The sequence below is a fragment of the Bernardetia sp. genome (assembly GCF_020630935.1).
In the GTDB taxonomy this organism is placed as follows: Bacteria; Bacteroidota; Bacteroidia; order Cytophagales; family Bernardetiaceae; genus Bernardetia.
On the sequence record NZ_JAHDIG010000017.1, the window covers coordinates 1 to 16,951 of the forward strand.

Here is a 16,951-nt window from a genome sequence, read left to right on the forward strand (position 1 = left end):
TAAAATAGTATCTTACAAATGTTTGCAAAAATAAACGCAAAAAAATAAGTCAGTAATAAACTTACTGACTTATTTCAATCAATCCTATCCTAAAAACTAAGCATCTTTTTTAAGAAATTTTGAAATCAAAACTCATTTCTGAAAAGGTGCTTTTCTATTTGCCCTCTTCTTGGCTTTTGTTCTACTCTTTCTTAGAATTTCCTCAAAGTTTTTATAATTAAGTCAAAGACATTAAATCAAATTTCTGTTTCTTTGTCTTAATCGTTATGCTAATATACGTCAAGAATTGATACAAGATTTCTTTCTTCGATATAAACAAAGCACTCATCGGTTAAAAGCCAGATTCATTCGGTAAAGCAAAATCTCAAATTGTAGTTATACTTCTATCTTGCTTCACTCCACCTTCTAAATTGGTTTAACTTTCTGTTTGCAGAGCTACCATTTCTACCAGTTTGGCAATCGTTTTTTGAATTCCTTCATTGACTTCACTAATGCTTGCTTCCATCATATAACAAGGCGAAGAAACAATATTATTGGCATCGTCTGAAATTACTTCAGTAACCGAACACATCTCTGGTTTTGCTCCTACTTTTTCCATCTCTCCATTGATATCTGCAATCTGATAAGGCGAGGCTTCCTGTGTTGTTCCTACTGTTAAATTAGCTTCTATACCCGTTCCTTCTAAAGCCTTAGCTACTGTTGTAGGTGACATACACACGGCTGCAATCGGTTTATGTTGCTTTACCATTTCATTTACCAATCTTTTCACATCTGCATTTATTTCTCCGTTTGCTCCTTCAAAAGCCCATTTGGTAAAGTTTTTTGCCACCCCAAAACCTCCTGGCATCACTAAACCATCCATATCATTGGCTGTTATTTCTGCCAAATCTTTTATATTTCCTCGTGCGATACGTGCAGCTTCTGTCAAAACGTTTCGCTTCTCGTTCATTTCCTCACCATTGAGATGATTGATAACATGATGCTGCTCAATATTGGGAGCAATACAAAAATATTCTACTCCTGCTTGCGAAAGTGCGAGTAAGACTAATACAGATTCTTGAATTTCTGCACCGTCGTAAACGCCAGAACCAGATAATAAAACTCCTATTTTCATAATTAATAATTTTTAGCTTGTGAGTAGATTTTGATAAAAATAATATTTCAAAAATAAAAAAAATGAACTAGATTATAAAATATAAATTTACCTTTAGAGTACTGAACATGAATATAAAAAGTTGTTGGTGTCGCTTTGCTAAAATAACGTAAACTTGGGATTAAAAACCAATCTTAAATGCTTCTCTATACACTACAAAAACTATTTTAGGTCTGCTCTAACGAGACTGACCTACTTTTAATCAAGGTCAGCCCAAAGGACAGTACTGAAGATTAAAAGAATACCATAACTCATTGATAATCATCAAACATAATTCCGAGTTCACGTTAAAATACCAACAAATGGTATATTTCCCTGTTCTGTGCCTCACATAAGAGCAAATATCTATGGATGTCCAGTACTTTAATTTACGTTATTCTATCTAAATAATTTCATATAAAAAACAGTTCCTTCATTGATTTTGCTCTCTATCCATATTTTTCCCATTTGTTTCTGCACCGTTCCATTTTTACTCATAACTTCTATAAAGTGAGCCTCCACAATTCTTTTAGTAATGCTAAGTCCTAAGCCTGTTCCTTTTGGTTTTCTATTGTTTTTATCTCTGATTTGATGAAATTTTTCAAAAATAGAATTTTGGTTTTCATCTGTAATACCTTTTCCATTATCTGAAATAGAAACTTGCCAAAATTCTTTTTCCACTTCTGTTTTTATCTTGATTTTATAATTGGGAAAATCTGTATTTGCTATTAAATCTGTTCTTTCCTTCGGAATTTCATTTTTATCAAATCTCATGTGATGGATAGCATTCGAAACTAGATTGATAAGAGCCTGCTCAATGCGCTTTTCATCTGCTATTACAATAATTTCTTTTTCTACTTGATTTTCAAGCAGAAACTCTGTTTCTAACTTTATATTTTTTTCATCTGCTAAAGGTTTCATAATTTTAAAGACTTGTCCTATCAGTTTTCTCAAATCAAACTCTTTCATCTCTAATATAAAACCTTCATTTTTTTCGTCATTGTCAAAACTTTCAATGTCCAAAATTTCATTTATCAATAGACTCAATCTTTCACACTCACTTACCACATTTGCTAAAAAACTTTGCCTTTCTTCCTCTTCCAAATCTGGGTTTTGATAAACAATTTCAGACAATGCTCTAATCGCTGTAATAGGTGTTCGAAGTTCGTGGGTAACTGTTGAAACAAAATCATCTTTTATTCTATCTTGTTCTTTAAGTTTTTTATTTGAGGCTTCCAACTCTCTTGTGAGCCGTTGGAGTTCCATAGATTTTTGACGCAGCTCTCGGTTGATGGAAAGCACATCTTGAGATTCTTTTAAAATAGTGATAACTTCTTCCATCGCTACTGTTTCTTGTTCGTGTAGGAGTGAAGAAACCAATATCCGAGCAGAAGCAGCCCCCACTACACTAGCAAGCATTCGTTCGGCAAATGTCAGCAAACGAGAATCTGCTAAACTGTTTTGTTCTTGCAATCTTGAAGGGTAACTTTCCTCTTCTTTTGAGTTGGTTTTGTGATAATGGTCTAATAAAAAAGCCGCTCGTTTTTTACCTAAAAAACTATTTAAAAGCTCTTTTACTTCTGAAAAATAGGCTTTACCTTTCCACAAAACAGCACTTTCAAAACGGTTAGAATATTTAAAAATATCTACAAAAATTTCAGCTTCATTGCGTTCAGTAGCCGACTGCTTGTTATTTATAGAAATCAAAACATAGAAAAAGCTATTGAGTAAAAGTGACCAAAATACACTTTGAGAAATGGAATCTAAACTATCTAGTCCAAAAAGTGCATTCGGATTTAATAATTGTAAAATTATATTATCCGACTCCCAAAAATTTAAAATAAAACCACTTTGGACAAAGGAAGGCACAATAAGCGTATATCCCCAAATCAGAAAACCAATAACAATTCCTGCAAAAGCACCTTTTTTTGTTCCCCTTTTCCAAAAAATACCACCAAAAAAGGCAGGCGCAAGTTGTGCAATGGCAGCAAATGAAACCATTCCGACCGAAACCAAAGAAGAGACTTCTCCTATCACTCTAAAATAAAGATATGCTAAAAATAGAATCAGTAAAATACCAATTCTACGAAACCACTTTATTGTATTGATAGCCTTGTAATTTGGGTTTTTCCAATCAAAATCAGAAACCCAGTTGGGAAGCATCAAATTGTTTGAAATCATTGTGCTAAGGGCTGCCGTTGAGACAATAATCATACTTGTAGCAGCAGAAAAACCTCCCAAATACGAAAATAAAGCCATTGCAGGAATATCAGATGCCAAAGGCAAACTAAGCATAAACATATCTGGATTCATAGCAGCCATCGAATTTTCGAACCATATTTTTCCTCCTAATGCAATCGGCAAGACTAAAAAATTGATAAGAAAAAGGTACAAAGCAAAAACCCATTTGGCAGAAAGAATATGTTTTTCGTCTTCATTCTCTACTACCGAAACTTGAAACTGGCGAGGCAAAAGAAAAATGGCTAATGCAGACAAAAGCAAATACCAAAACCATTCGCTACTGCTTTTCTCATGCTGAATGATGGTAAGTTGTTCTAATTTTGGGTCGGTCGCAACTTTTTCAAAAATAGAAATCACCCCATCAAACATTCCATAAACAATAAAAAGTCCTACGATAAGAAAAGCTACAAGTTTTACTACCGATTCGAAGGCAATGGCAGCTATCATTCCTCTGTTTTTATTGTCGCTTTGCAAGTTGCGAGTAGTAAAAAGTATCGTAAAAAAACCGAGTAATAGTGTTGCATAAAATGCTGTATCAGTTATCCAAAGATTAGGAAAAAATGTTCCTGCCTCTGTTCCTGTCAGAACCTCAATACTTAATGAAATTGCTTTTATCTGTACTGAAATATAAGGTACAATTCCTAGCACACACAAAACGGTTATTAACCTTCCTAATGCTACACTTTTTCCATAACGTGCTGAAATAAAATCAGCAAGAGTTGTAATTCCTTTTGCCTTACTAATCCTGATTATTTTCCTCAAAACAAACCACCAAAGGGGAATGGTTAGTAAAACACCGATATAAGTTGTCAGAAAACCCAAACCAGAAGTAGCAGCCTGTCCTACACTTCCATAAAATGTCCAAGCAGTGCAATATACCCCCATTGAAAGCGCATATATAAAGGGTTTTAAGTAAGTTGTTTTTGACTTTTGGACTTTTTGCTTTTTATCTTGATATTTATTTTTCCAAAATAACAAACTACTATATTCTGTACGAAAAGCTATACCGAACAGAATGGCTAAATAAATAATAGAAATAAGAAATAATAAAAGTTCGGAATACACGAAATTGGAATGATAAATTGTTAGTGATAAATGATAAGTGTAGCTCAAAAGGCTTGCCTTTGACTAACTCTACATAACTATTTTAGAGATTAATATTAGCAAAATAAGAAAAACAGTTTTATACAAACGACGTTATTCGAAAGATAATGTTAAATGTGAGATACTGCAATAAAATCTGTGTCTTATCAGTTTAATCCGTATTATCCGTGTTCCATAAATACACAACTTCCCAAAAACTAAAAGACAAAAACAATGAAAAGAATTTTAATAGCCGATGATGAGCCCAATATTTTACTTTCCCTTGATTTTTTGATGCGAAAAAATGGATATGAAGTTTTTATAGCACGAGATGGAAAAGAAGCCGTTGATATTATTCAAGATAAAAAACCACAGGCTGTAATTTTAGATATTATGATGCCAGAAATGGATGGTTATGAAGTCTGCCAGTTTATCCGAAAAGACGAAGACCTAAAACATATAAAAGTTATTTTCTTAACAGCCAAAACCCAGCCTGCCGACATTGCAAAAGGTTTAACAATGGCAGATTCCTATATTACAAAACCGTTTTCTACGAAGGATATTGTAAAGGAGGTAGAGTCTTTAATTTAAGAAAAAAGAAAAACCATCTTAAAAAGATGGCTCTTCAATGGTTTCCGACCTTCACATCGTTTCAGCGTTTCCATTGATAAATCAAAATGATTAAAAGAATAACTGAAACAAACCACACACCAAATAGATAGAAAAAAGCAGTCGGAACACTCTCTACCCATTTTATCTTATTGAACATTCCCAGTATGGGCTGATTGAAAAGAACAATCATTAGTGTAGTCAGTATCAATAAATTTCGTGAGAATTTCATAATTCAATTAGCAGTTACCAGTAATGAGTAACCAGTTAAATACAGTTTTTTGATAAAGTAAACTCTTCTTACTGTTTTTTTATATTATTCCAAGTAAATGGTATTAGCTGATAACTGTAAACTGGTAACTGAAAAATTTTAATGGTCTATGGCAGCTCCAGCCCCACGAGGCAGACGAATATCTTCCACAATATCTTGTACCTCTTGAGGAGGTGCAGGAGTAAATTGTGCAATCGCAACCGAAACAATAACATTCAAGACCATTCCTAATGTTCCTATTCCTTCAGGAGAAATTCCGAAGAGCCAATTTTCTGCAACATTCAGTTCTGGAGAAATAAATTTGAAATAAACAATATAGGCGATTGTAAAGGCAAGACCAACCACCATTCCAGCAATCGCACCTTCTTTGTTCATTCGTTTATAAAAAATTCCCATCACAATCGCAGGGAAGAAAGACGCTGCTGCCAGTCCGAAGGCAAAGGCTACTACTTGTGCTACAAATCCAGGAGGATAGATTCCAAAAAGTCCTGCAATTGTTACAGCTACGGCTGCTGCAACACGGGCTGCTATAAGTTCACCTTTTTCAGAAATATTTGGCATCACTACTTTTTTCAAAAGGTCGTGCGAAACAGAAGAAGAGATTACCAAAAGAAGTCCTGCTGCTGTAGAAAGTGCTGCTGCTAATCCACCTGCTCCAATAAGTGCCACCACCCAATTAGGAAGACCTGCAATTTCTGGATTGGCAAGTACCATAATATCTCTATCAATGTAAAGCTCATTTTTTGAAGAAGGGTCTGGATTAGCAATTACTAGCTGTCCGTGTTTTCCTTTTTGTCCTTCTACGAATTCTGGTTTTCCTGTTACAGCATTTCCTGCTACATACTGAATTTTTCCATCGTCGTTTTTATCTACCCAACCCAAAAGCCCTGTTTTTTCCCAGTTGCTTATCCAAGCTGGCATTGCAGCATATTCTTTGTTACTAACCGTTTCAATAAGATTTGTACGAGCAAAAGCAGCAAGAGCAGGTGCAGTAGTATAAAGTAATGCAATAAAAATAAGTGCATAACCACCCGAAATACGAGCGTCTTTTACACGAGGAACTGTGAAGAAACGTACAATTACGTGTGGAAGTCCAGCCGTTCCTACCATTAGAGCTGCTGTAATGAAAAATACATCTATTGTACTTTTCTTGCCGTCGGTATAAGCTGTAAAACCTAATTCTTGATTCAGACCATCTAATTTATCTAATAAATATACATCACTTCCAGCTACTGTTCCTCCAAAACCTAATTGTGGAATCGGATTTCCTGTTACTTGTATAGAAATAAAAATTACAGGTACTAAAAAGGCAAACATCAAAACACAGTATTGTGCTACTTGTGTATAAGTGATTCCTTTCATTCCTCCCAAAACAGCATAGAAAAATACGATACACATTCCAATCACTACGCCCCATTCAACAGAAACTTCTAAGAAACGAGCAAATACAACTCCTACACCACGCATCTGACCAGCCACATACGTAAACGAAACAAAAAGCGCACAAACAACAGCTACCAAACGTGCTGTATCTGAATAATATCTATCTCCTACAAAATCTGGTACAGTAAATTTTCCAAACTTTCTGAGATAAGGAGCCAAGACGAGTGCTAAAAGTACATAACCTCCTGTCCAACCCATTAAGTAAACCGAACCATCGTATCCACTAAATGAAATAATCCCTGCCATAGAGATAAACGAAGCTGCTGACATCCAGTCTGCTGCTGTTGCCATTCCGTTAGCGAGTGGCGAAACGCCTCCTCCAGCTACATAAAATTCTTTTGTAGAACCAGCTCTTGACCATATTGCAATCCCAATGTAAAGGGCAAAAGTCAAGCCTACCAATATATATGTCCAAACTTGAATACTCATAATAATTAATGTTTTTTTTGTGATGTGTGTTATAATATTCTGTCATTGGTGTTCTCACCAACAACGGCTAGTCCCTCTGACAAGAGGGGAGAAAAATCATAAGCCCTATTTTGATAGTAGTCTGAATTTGTATTTCATTTACCATTTATTTCTCATCTACATCAAATTCTTTATCTAATTTGTTCATTAGCCAAACATAAACAAAAATCAAGACGACGAAAATATAAATAGAACCCTGCTGGGCAAACCAAAAACCAAGTTTAAAACCTCCTATTCTGATAGTATTGAGCACATCGGCAAACAAAATTCCGGCGCCATAGGAAACTAAAAACCAAATAGTGAGAAGGATAGCCAAATAGGAAAGGTTTTTTTTCCAATACGCATCCATGAGTTTTTTTTGATTGTTATCTTTCATAGTTATTTCAGTTACCAGTTGTGAGTAAACAGTTAGCAGTTTTTTCTTATGCTTACCTCAACTGCTTTAGTTAAAGTGTAGAATTAGAGTAAAAATAGAGTTAAGTTGTAATGTAAAATAGTTCTTATGTTAGCTTGTAAAAAATTACCTCCTCTGTATTTAACTGGTTAGTGATAACTTTTTACTGCTAACTGACTAAAGCCAAATGTGCGTTTGAAGGATAATCTCTCCTCTTGAACCATCTAGGTTTCCTGCTGCATAAACAGGACGCTGCGAATATTGAAGTGTTATTTTGGCATGATGTCCATTTATAAAATAATTTGCTCCAATATCAAATTGTGAAGAAGGGTCGTTGAGAGCTTCAAAATTTTTGTAAGTGTAGGCTGCGAAGGGCTGAAACTGTGTTCCATTTTGGAATTTTTTGAAAGCATAACCTGCCTGTGTATAGAAAATTGAACCTGTTCCGATAGTAGGTTGGGCATTGCCTCCAGTAGAAATATTCATAATTCCTACATTACGAAGATAATTGTCTCCAAAATTGTAATTATAAAAAGCAGAATAGGCTGTAACTCCTCCACTTCCTAAAGGCATGTCTAGGAAAGCATCTACAGCAAAAAGTGAAATATTTTGTAGTTCTGCTTCTGCTTCTCCTGCTTGTTTTACACCAGTTGCTTCTGGGTGATAATGAAAACCTGCTCCAATATTAAAGATTTTCTTTGCCCCCATATATGTTCCAACAAAATAAGGTAGTTTATTTGATTCTTTATCAAAAAATTGGTAGTTGAAATAACCTTGTACAGCTAAATTATCGTTCAAAACATTTCTTGCTACGCCATCATCAGCTAGTTCTTCAGACAGCCCTCCTGCTGCAAAAGGTTTATTTAGAGCTATTCGGTAATCAAAACCTCCGATTTTTCCTTTGGCATAGACTCCAAACTGACGAGCAAACTGGTCTGTAAGTTCAATTGTTGCCCAGTTGAAAATAGGAGCATCAACAGCCAAAAAATTAAGAGTACTGGCATTTGTCATTCTTGAAATACCATTCCAGTAATGAAGTCCACTGCCCAAATATAGTTCATCAGCAACTTTAAACTCTGTCCAAGCGTCGTGCATAAAGATTTGTGGTTTTTTTCCTGTTGCACCATTAATTCCTCCATTTCTAAACGTCTGATTATTGAGTCCAAAATGAGTAAGAATCAGAAAACGAGGAGAAATCTGTGCAAACATCAGCACACGGGAACGACGAAGACCAATATCAAAAGAATTATCGGAAGGTTGTCCTGTAATATCTAAACTGTTTGGGTTGTTTTGTGTAGAGCGCACCCAGAACTGATGCCAAGTTAGGAAACGTATATATTTGTTTCCACTATCATCTAATTTAAGTGTAAGAGGCTTGTAGGAATGGTCAATCTCTTTTTTTTCAGTTTCTTCTTGCGCAAATGTAATTTGGTTAAAGCTCAATAAAACCAAACAAAACACAAGCATTTTGAGTTTTAATAGTTTCATTTTATAATAGGTTTGTGTGTATTAAGAAATTTTATTTTGTGTTGTTTGCTTCCTCAATGATACGCACAAGCCTATCTACTTCCCAAACTATAGATAGTTTTTTGTTAAAAAGAGATACTTAAAAAAAATAATAAATTAAAAATGGTTAGTGATAAATAAAAATACAAGACTTTACTTTTAATTTAAGTGCATTTCATTCATCACTCACAATTCATCATTTCATTAAAACCGTTCCCACTTAATTACCATAAATTTATCTCCTAAGGGTGTAATGAGCATACTAGAGTTTGAAAGCGCATCTCTTTGCGCTAAAAAATCTAACATCTCACTATGTTTGAGAATTTTATAAGTAGGACGATATTCTCTCATTTTGGGACGTACGATTTTGTATTCCCTAACCCAGTTCATAACTGAAACATGACTAACTCCGATAATGCGTTCAATCTCTCGGTAAGAAAGTCCTTCTAAATAGAGTTGTAGAGCTTTTATAACATAATAACTATCTATTCGTTTTCCCTCTTTTTGAACAGTAAAATAGTAGTTGCAGGTCTTGCAAAGGAAACGTTGTTTGCTTCGTATTTTTCCACTCTTTATAACCCCATTACTTTGGCAGCGTGGACAATCGGGAAGTTGGTAAGGATTCATTTTTAAAAGTATTTGTGTGTATTATTTTCTGAAAATACAAAAAAAAAGTAGCTATACAAAAGTTACATTGCATAGCTATCTATAATTAGCATACCTATATTAATTTAGCAGTAAATTATTTTTGCTTTATTCTCTGAGTTTTTTCATTGTTGGAAAAGGAATATAAGTATCATCATTTTCTACTTTTGGAAATTTTTTGTTTTGCCAGTCTTCTTTTGCTTTTTTCAAACGTTCCTTACTATGAGAAACAAAATTCCAAGACAGATAACGTTCTTCTGGCAGAGGTTCTCCACCAAAGAGTAAAAGCTGAGTGTCTTTATCTAAACAGATTTCGCATTCTTCGTCTGTTTTGCTAATTAGCATTTGTCCTGCCTCTACTTTCTGCCCTTCACTTGTGATAGAACCTCTTACGATAACAAAGGCAACTTCTCCTTTTAGTTGGTTTCTTAAGTCAATGGTAGTTTCTTTATGTGCATAAATATCAACCATAAAAAGAGAAGAATATCCTTGAAGTGGTGCAGATTTTCCAAAAGCATTTCCAGCAGGCAGTTTGAAAGTAACATTATTTTCCTTCCAAGTGGGAATTTGGGAACTTTCAAAAAAATCAAAACGAGGTTCTATTTCTTCTTTGTCTTTTGGCAAAGCAACCCAAATCTGATACCCATGCATAGAAAAAATTTCTCTTGTTCGTTGGTTTTGTGGAGTTCTTTCCGTGTGCGTAACACCTTTTCCTGCTGTCATAAAACCGACATCGCCTGCCTTTATGACTTGAACGCTCCCTGTGCTGTCTCTATGTTCTATTTCTCCTTCAAAGAGATAGGTAAGGGTGCTAAGTCCAATATGTGGATGTTGGTTTACATCTAAGTACGTTCCATTCCCAAATTTTGCAGGTCCCATGTGGTCTATAAATGTAAAAGCACCAACCTGTCTTTTTTGGCGAAAGGGGAGTAACCTACCCACCATAAAATTACCAAGGTCGGCTTGGCGTTCATCTACTAAAAGTTTGTTATTTGCCATATTCTTTGAACGATAAATGATTAATTGTAAAGTATTTATTCAGCGAAGCTAATTATAAACAATAAAAGGCGTTCTATGTAAAAATCAATACTTTATACTGCAATATGTCATATTTTTAGAATTTATTTTTGATAAAGCATAACTATACATCGCTAAAATAATATATTTATTTAGGTAATCTGTTTTTATTTTTAGTAGATTGAGATATGAAAAAGCAGGGTTAGACTCAGTTACCTGCTTTTGATTCTTTAATTACACACCTAATAAAAATACACACAATCATGAGAATCAGAACCTTAGAAGATTACACTACAGCTTATAGAAAAAGTGTAGAAAACCCAACACGTTTTTGGGAAGAAATAGCAGAAACTTTTGCTTGGCATAAGAAATGGGACAATGTATTGGATTATAATTTTGAAGATTATTCTGTAAAATGGTTTGAAGGTGCAAAGTTCAACATCACAGAAAACTGCCTAGACCGTCATTTGCTTACAAAAGGAGATAAAGTAGCTTTGATATGGGAACCCAACAGTCCAGATGAAGACGAAATAGAATTTACGTATAAACAATTACATGAAAAAGTATGTCAGTTTGCCAATGTTTTAAAAAATAACGGAGTAGAAAAAGGAGATAGAGTTGTTTTGTATATGCCTATGGTTCCCGAATTGGCGATAGGTGTTTTGGCGTGTGCTAGAATTGGAGCAATTCATTCAGTAGTTTTTGCAGGATTTTCGTCTTCGGCTTTGGCAGACAGAATCAACGACGCACAAGCAAAAGTAGTTTTGAGTTCGGATGGAAATTTTAGAGGAAAAAGAACTTTTGATGTTAAAAATGTAGTAGATGAAGCCTTAGAAACTTGTCCTTCTATTGAAAAACAAATTGTTTTGAAGCGTACTGAATCGGAAATTACCATGAAAGAAGGTAGAGATATTTGGTGGCACGAAGAATTAGAAAAAGCTGACTCATTTTGCCCTGCAACAATTATAGATGCTGAAGACCCATTATTTATTCTTTATACTTCGGGTTCTACTGGAAAACCAAAAGGTGTTGTTCATCACGCTGGTGGATATATGGTTTATACTAAATATAGTTTTGAGAATGTTTTTCAACTTCAAGATAATGATGTTTATTGGTGTACGGCTGATATTGGTTGGATTACAGGGCATTCTTATATTGTCTATGCACCACTTTTGGCTGGAACAACAACTATGATGTTTGAAGGAGTACCTACATTTCCAGATGCAGGTCGTTTTTGGGAAATTGTAGATAAATACAAGGTTTCTATTTTTTATACTGCTCCTACAGCAATTCGTGCGCTACAAGCAAAAGGTTTAGAATACGTAGAAAAATACAACTTATCTTCTTTGAGAGTATTGGGAACGGTAGGCGAACCTATCAATGAAGAAGCATGGCATTGGTATCATCAGCATATTGGAAAAGGAAATTGTCCGATTGTAGATACGTGGTGGCAGACCGAAACAGGAGGAATGATGATTTCAAACATGGCTGGGGTTACACCAAATAAACCTACTTGCGCTACTCTTCCTCTTCCTGGTATTCAGCCAGTACTTTTGGATGCAGATGGAAACGAAATCAAAGGAAATAATGTAGAAGGAAACCTATGTATCAAGCATCCTTGGCCAAGTATATTACGAACTACGTATGGCGACCATGAGCGTTGCAAACAAACCTACTTTTCTACGTATAAAGGCTACTACTTTACAGGTGATGGCTGTAAAAGAGACCACGATGGAATGTACAGAATATTAGGACGTGTAGATGACGTGATTAATGTCTCTGGACACCGAATGGGAACAGCAGAAGTAGAAGATGCTATCAATCAGCACGAAGATGTCATCGAATCGGCAGTAGTAGGCTATCCACACGAAATAAAAGGACAAGGCATTTATGCTTTTGTTATTTGTGATGAAAACACATCCAAATCGGAAGAAGAGCTGAAAGCTGAAATTTTAAAAACTGTTTCTCAACACATTGGAGCGATTGCCAAGCCAGAAAAAATACAGATTGTTTCAGGGCTTCCAAAAACTCGTTCTGGAAAAATTATGAGACGTATTCTTCGTAAAGTAGCCGAAGGAGATATTTCTAACTTAGGAGATACTTCTACACTTCTTGACCCATCGGTAGTAGATGAAATTAAAGAAGGAGCAGGTTTAGTTTCAGCGTAAACGCAAAGTGATAAGTTGTAGGTGGTAAGTGATAGGAAATAATGTCATTTGATTGTATATTGTACTTTATCCACCTACAACTTTTACAAATGAATAATCCGATAAAAGATAGAAGTTTCAAAATTTGCTGTTCGTATTATCAAGCTATATAAGTTCTTGAAAGATGAGAAAAAAGAGTATGTTTTGTCGAAACAGCTATTACGAAGTGGTACGAGTATCGGAGCGATGATAAGAGAAGCCGAGCACGCAGAAACAAAAAAAGATTTTATACATAAAATGGCAATCGCTCAAAAAGAAAGCAATGAAACCTTGTACTGGTTAGAGTTACTAAGTGAAACAGATTACCTTTCTACTGAACAGTTTGAGAGTATTCATAAGGATGCAAAATCAATAATGAGTATTGTTACCACTATCATCAAAAACACAAAAAAAGAACTTGAAGAGGAATACATAACTTACCACTTACAACTTATCACTCAAAGTTTCAGTTCATTATCATTCGGAATTTCATACTCCTTACAATCTTTTATAACAGATTTATATGCTGAATCAGAGATATTTACCCACTTTTGTGTTCCAAAATTCTTAAAGAAGTAACGTTTGTCTATACTCTCCAAAAAAAACTCCTCCATTTCATAATATGAATTATAGAGTGTGTCATTTGTAACAGAATCAATCGTTTGAATTTGTTTATAGTTTTTTTCTATGCCACGTAGATAAATTGTTTTGTTACAATAAGCAATCTTTTTAGGCTCTTGGCTTTTTGTCCCTTTCCATTCAATTTCATCATCTGTCAGATAAAGTTTATACTTAAAACTGTGAGTAGTTCCGTAATTGTGTTTTGTGATAAGCCTAATACTGGTGGTTTCTCTATTTGTTTTTTCTACTTTCAGGTGTTTTCCATTCTCTAAAATTTTACTTTCTGTCTCAACACTCTCCTCAATGCGACGTTCGCAGCCCAATGCTGTAAAAACAAATATAATTAGTACAATTCCTTTTCTCATTTTGTTCTCTTTTATGAATTTTAATAACTAAGCTCCAACATCAATTTAACTAAAAAATCGCTATTCATTAGAATAAAAGCTCATGAATTATACGTAAAAACTCGTTAAGATATGTTGAGCAACAATTATTGAATAAATCACTTACAACTTAGCACCTATCACTTACCATTTCATAAAAGTCCTAGTTTTTCCATCAAATCTTCTTTTTTAGATTTCGAAACAGGCAGTAAAGTATTGTCTTCTAAAGTTATACTCCCTCCACTTTTTCCTTTCTTGTAAAGACTAACACAATCTAAATTGATAATATGACTTTGGTGGATTCTGATAAAAAGTGAAGGATTAAGGCTGCTCTCTAAGTCCTTAATCGTCTTGGAAACCAAAACCTGTTTTCCATCTTTGCAAAAAATATGCGTATAATTTTTATCAGCTTCTAGGCGAATAATATCTTTTTGAGCTACAATATGTACGCCTTCGGCTGTGGGAAGTGGGATTTTTTCTTTTGAAATAGGATTTTGAAGCTGCTCTGATAAGGCTTGCAATTGTTGGTTTAGATGGTTATTTTGATTTTTTCCTTTATCATAAAATCGTTTTTTATATTTTTCTAATGCATCTACCAAATCATCTTCATCAATCGGCTTTAGGAGGTAATCACAGGCACTAGCACGAAAGGCTTGAATGGCAAATTGATTATACGCTGTTGTGAAAATAAGATCAAAAGGAATATTTTCCCACTGTTTTAAAAACTCAAAACCACTCATTTCTGGCATTTCAATATCTAAAAAACATAAATCTATTTCGTTTTTTCTTAGAAATTCTGTTGCCTTAATTGGATTATCAAAAACTTCAATGACTTCTATTCCTTCGCAAAACTCTTCTAGCTGCCACTTCAAAGTCTGCAAAGCTAATTTTTCGTCATCTATTAAAATGGATTGTATCATTTTTACTCTCCCTTATTTTTTAAAGGTAATTTAAGTTCTACTCTTGTTCCGATAGGATTTTGCTCTTCGTCTTTCAAATCTATAAATTTCAAAGGTTCAAAATCACATTTATTTTTAGAAAAAAATTCGATACGCTTTCTAGTAATTTCTATTCCATAAGAAGTATGATTTTTAGTAAGCTCTTTGTCTTGATTTGATTGCCTTCCCACACCATTATCCTCAATGGAAACTAGCAAGTTTTGATTTTTCTCTGTGATTTGAATGGTAAGCTCATTTTTTCTAGGGTTATTTCGGAAGCCGTGCCAAATTGAATTTTCTACAAAAGGCTGAATCAGAATCGGTGGAATAATAATGTTTTCAGTTTTTAATCCTCCTTCTATAAAAATAGAATGTTCAAACTCATCTCTAAAACGCAGTTTTTCCAGTAAAATATAAAGTTCTAAAGTTTCCAGTTCTTCTTTGAGTGACACTACTTTTCTTTGACTATTTTCCAAAACTAAACGAACCAGCTTTGAAAATTTGGAAATATAAATGGCTGCTTTCCTATTTTCTTCTTTGATAATTAGTCCTTTGATACTATTTAGGGAATTAAAGATAAAATGTGGGTTCATTTGCGCTCTAAATGCTGCTGATTGAGCCTCAGAAAGCTGCCGAAGTTGTTTTTCCTTGGCTGCTAATCTCGTTTTTTTACTCTGGTAAAGAAAAAATAAAAATCCACCCACAAGCAATGCCAAAACCACAGAAAAGATAGATACCCAACGAGCTAGTTTTGCTTCATTTTCTTGTTCTTGTAGTTCATTACTAAGTTTCAAAACCTTAATCTGATTTTCCTTTTCCTTCACTTCAAACCTAACAAGCTGTGATTTGACGAGTTTCTGATTTCTAGCCTTCATCAAATCATATTTGAGTTCCATTGCTTTTTCTTGATAGAAAAGTGCCTTTTTATATCTTCCTTGCCTTTTGAGTTCTTGAACATAAAACTTGTACCCCAAACTTAGTTGCTCTTGCATCTTTCGCTTTTCGGCTTCTCTAATAAGTTTTTCAAGATTTATTTTTTTAGAATAATTTGAATCAATAGAAACTCGTAAAAATGTTCCTCCTAAATATTCTTCATAGTCGCCCACTTGTACAGATTTGGTAATTACGCTATCCAACATCTGGATTGCTTGTACTGTATCTTTTGTGGCGATAAAATACTTAGATTTTAACTTATAGAGATAAACGATTGTATTTTGGTCAGATAAAGTTCTGTAACAGTTTTCGGCTTCTTGAATATAAAAATAACAAGAATCTAACTTATCTTGATGGTAAAATAAATTTCCAAGGCTCGTTAGAGTAACGCATCGCATCGGAGGGTCTTTTATATTGGTATAGGAAAGGGCTTTTCTATATGCTTTTTGAGCAGCCTGAAAATCGTAATAAAACTCATTGAGATAACCTATTGCACGAAGAGAATGAGAAATTGAAACTGAATCCTTTGTAAGAAGTGTAATCTGATACGAGCTATCTAAATAAGTTAAGGCTTTGTCAAATTTAGATTTAGTTTTGTATTCTATACCAATATTAAAATAAAGGTTACTAATCTGAATACTGTCTTTCGCTTTTTTAGCATATTCCATTCCCTCTTTATAAATCATTATCGCTGAATCTGGATTACCCAAAGAAGCTAAATTTTGACCAAAACTATTGTAGGCTTCTATTTTTTTCAATATTGGAAAATCAAAAGGCATTAGTTGGATTGCCTGCTGCATTGCTTCGCTACTCTTATAAATGTCCTCTAAATAATAATAAGCGTCGCTACGGATAATATGCAAATGTGCCTTATCAGTTTCAGAAAGATGAGAGGGAGAGGCTAGAATAGAATCACAGGTAGTGAGTGCCTGTTTTGGAGATTCATCTAAGATGAGATAAATTTTTTCGATTTCTTTGGGCAATAAAAAAGGCTGTGCCTTAGCATTTCCGAACAGAAAAACCAAAACACAAACCCAGATTATTTTTTTAGAAAATAGAATTTTCAAAAGAGATAAATTTG

General features: G+C 34.3%; 13 protein-coding genes and 1 pseudogene. 3 read left to right on the plus strand and 11 right to left on the minus strand.

The window, feature by feature from the left end:
• Positions 1-415: 415 nt before the first annotated feature.
• Both elbB and QZ659_RS06635 read right to left on the minus strand, forming a co-directional pair.
• Complete coding sequence (elbB, locus tag QZ659_RS06630) at positions 416-1,114, minus strand: isoprenoid biosynthesis glyoxalase ElbB (protein WP_291723818.1); 699 nt, start codon at positions 1,112-1,114, stop codon at positions 416-418.
• Between the two features lie 417 nt (positions 1,115-1,531).
• Entirely contained in the window at positions 1,532-4,486 is a 2,955-nt protein-coding gene (locus QZ659_RS06635) for a sensor histidine kinase (protein ID WP_291723820.1), read from the minus strand.
• Between the two features lie 204 nt (positions 4,487-4,690).
• Between QZ659_RS06635 and QZ659_RS06640 the strand changes: the two genes are divergently transcribed.
• A complete protein-coding gene (locus QZ659_RS06640; protein ID WP_291723822.1) occupies positions 4,691-5,047 on the plus strand; it encodes a response regulator transcription factor in 357 nt (118 codons plus the stop codon).
• A gap of 61 nt (positions 5,048-5,108) precedes the next feature.
• Here QZ659_RS06640 and QZ659_RS06645 read toward each other — a convergent pair whose 3' ends face one another.
• The 6 genes from QZ659_RS06645 to QZ659_RS06670 all read right to left on the minus strand — a co-directional run bounded on the left by QZ659_RS06645 (position 5,109) and on the right by QZ659_RS06670 (position 10,791).
• Complete coding sequence (locus QZ659_RS06645; RefSeq protein WP_291723824.1) at positions 5,109-5,297, minus strand: hypothetical protein; 189 nt, start codon at positions 5,295-5,297, stop codon at positions 5,109-5,111.
• 138 nt (positions 5,298-5,435) lie between these two features.
• A complete protein-coding gene (locus QZ659_RS06650) occupies positions 5,436-7,208 on the minus strand; it encodes a sodium:solute symporter family protein (RefSeq protein ID WP_291723826.1) in 1,773 nt (590 codons plus the stop codon).
• Positions 7,209-7,353: 145 nt separating this feature from the next.
• Positions 7,354-7,623: a DUF4212 domain-containing protein gene (locus tag QZ659_RS06655; protein ID WP_291723828.1), complete on the minus strand. Its 270-nt coding sequence runs from the start codon at positions 7,621-7,623 to the stop codon at positions 7,354-7,356.
• A 195-nt stretch (positions 7,624-7,818) separates the two neighbouring features.
• Complete coding sequence (locus QZ659_RS06660) at positions 7,819-9,129, minus strand: porin (RefSeq protein ID WP_291723830.1); 1,311 nt, start codon at positions 9,127-9,129, stop codon at positions 7,819-7,821.
• 222 nt (positions 9,130-9,351) lie between these two features.
• On the minus strand, positions 9,352-9,774 hold the full coding sequence (locus QZ659_RS06665) for a terminase gpP N-terminus-related DNA-binding protein (protein WP_291723832.1): 423 nt from the start codon (positions 9,772-9,774) through the stop codon (positions 9,352-9,354).
• Between the two features lie 126 nt (positions 9,775-9,900).
• Positions 9,901-10,791 (minus strand): pirin family protein, encoded by an 891-nt coding sequence (locus QZ659_RS06670; RefSeq protein ID WP_291723834.1) that lies wholly within the window; start codon positions 10,789-10,791, stop codon positions 9,901-9,903.
• Positions 10,792-11,072: 281 nt separating this feature from the next.
• On the opposite strand from QZ659_RS06670, the gene acs reads away from it, so the two are divergent.
• Together acs and QZ659_RS20520 are read left to right on the plus strand one after the other, a co-directional pair.
• Positions 11,073-12,977, plus strand: coding sequence for an acetate--CoA ligase (gene acs / locus QZ659_RS06675; RefSeq protein WP_291723836.1), 1,905 nt, complete (start codon positions 11,073-11,075; stop codon positions 12,975-12,977).
• Positions 12,978-13,133: 156 nt separating this feature from the next.
• Positions 13,134-13,346, plus strand: a pseudogene (locus QZ659_RS20520) (four helix bundle protein); the annotation flags it as partial.
• A gap of 107 nt (positions 13,347-13,453) precedes the next feature.
• On the opposite strand, the gene QZ659_RS06685 reads toward QZ659_RS20520, so the two are convergent.
• The 3 genes from QZ659_RS06685 to QZ659_RS06695 form a co-directional block, all read right to left on the minus strand.
• Complete coding sequence (locus tag QZ659_RS06685; RefSeq protein ID WP_291723838.1) at positions 13,454-13,981, minus strand: hypothetical protein; 528 nt, start codon at positions 13,979-13,981, stop codon at positions 13,454-13,456.
• 170 nt (positions 13,982-14,151) lie between these two features.
• Entirely contained in the window at positions 14,152-14,919 is a 768-nt protein-coding gene (locus QZ659_RS06690) for a LytR/AlgR family response regulator transcription factor (protein WP_291723840.1), read from the minus strand.
• Between the two features lie 2 nt (positions 14,920-14,921).
• Positions 14,922-16,937 carry a histidine kinase gene (locus QZ659_RS06695; RefSeq protein WP_291723842.1) on the minus strand — a complete coding sequence of 672 codons (2,016 nt, stop codon included), beginning with the start codon at positions 16,935-16,937 and terminating at the stop codon, positions 14,922-14,924.
• Between the last annotated feature and the right edge of the window lie 14 nt (positions 16,938-16,951).

Excerpts from the sequence above, each read along its gene's own strand:
- elbB (WP_291723818.1), bottom strand. The coding sequence starts at position 1,114 with ATGAAAATAGGAGTTTTATTATCTGGTTCTGGCGTTTACGACGGTGCA.
- QZ659_RS06640 (WP_291723822.1), top strand. The coding sequence starts at position 4,691 with ATGAAAAGAATTTTAATAGCCGATGATGAGCCCAATATTTTACTTTCC.
- QZ659_RS06645 (WP_291723824.1), bottom strand. The coding sequence starts at position 5,297 with ATGAAATTCTCACGAAATTTATTGATACTGACTACACTAATGATTGTT.
- QZ659_RS06650 (WP_291723826.1), bottom strand. The coding sequence starts at position 7,208 with ATGAGTATTCAAGTTTGGACATATATATTGGTAGGCTTGACTTTTGCC.
- QZ659_RS06655 (WP_291723828.1), bottom strand. The coding sequence starts at position 7,623 with ATGAAAGATAACAATCAAAAAAAACTCATGGATGCGTATTGGAAAAAA.
- QZ659_RS06660 (WP_291723830.1), bottom strand. The coding sequence starts at position 9,129 with ATGAAACTATTAAAACTCAAAATGCTTGTGTTTTGTTTGGTTTTATTG.
- QZ659_RS06665 (WP_291723832.1), bottom strand. The coding sequence starts at position 9,774 with ATGAATCCTTACCAACTTCCCGATTGTCCACGCTGCCAAAGTAATGGG.
- QZ659_RS06670 (WP_291723834.1), bottom strand. The coding sequence starts at position 10,791 with ATGGCAAATAACAAACTTTTAGTAGATGAACGCCAAGCCGACCTTGGT.
- acs (WP_291723836.1), top strand. The coding sequence starts at position 11,073 with ATGAGAATCAGAACCTTAGAAGATTACACTACAGCTTATAGAAAAAGT.
- QZ659_RS06685 (WP_291723838.1), bottom strand. The coding sequence starts at position 13,981 with ATGAGAAAAGGAATTGTACTAATTATATTTGTTTTTACAGCATTGGGC.
- QZ659_RS06690 (WP_291723840.1), bottom strand. The coding sequence starts at position 14,919 with ATGATACAATCCATTTTAATAGATGACGAAAAATTAGCTTTGCAGACT.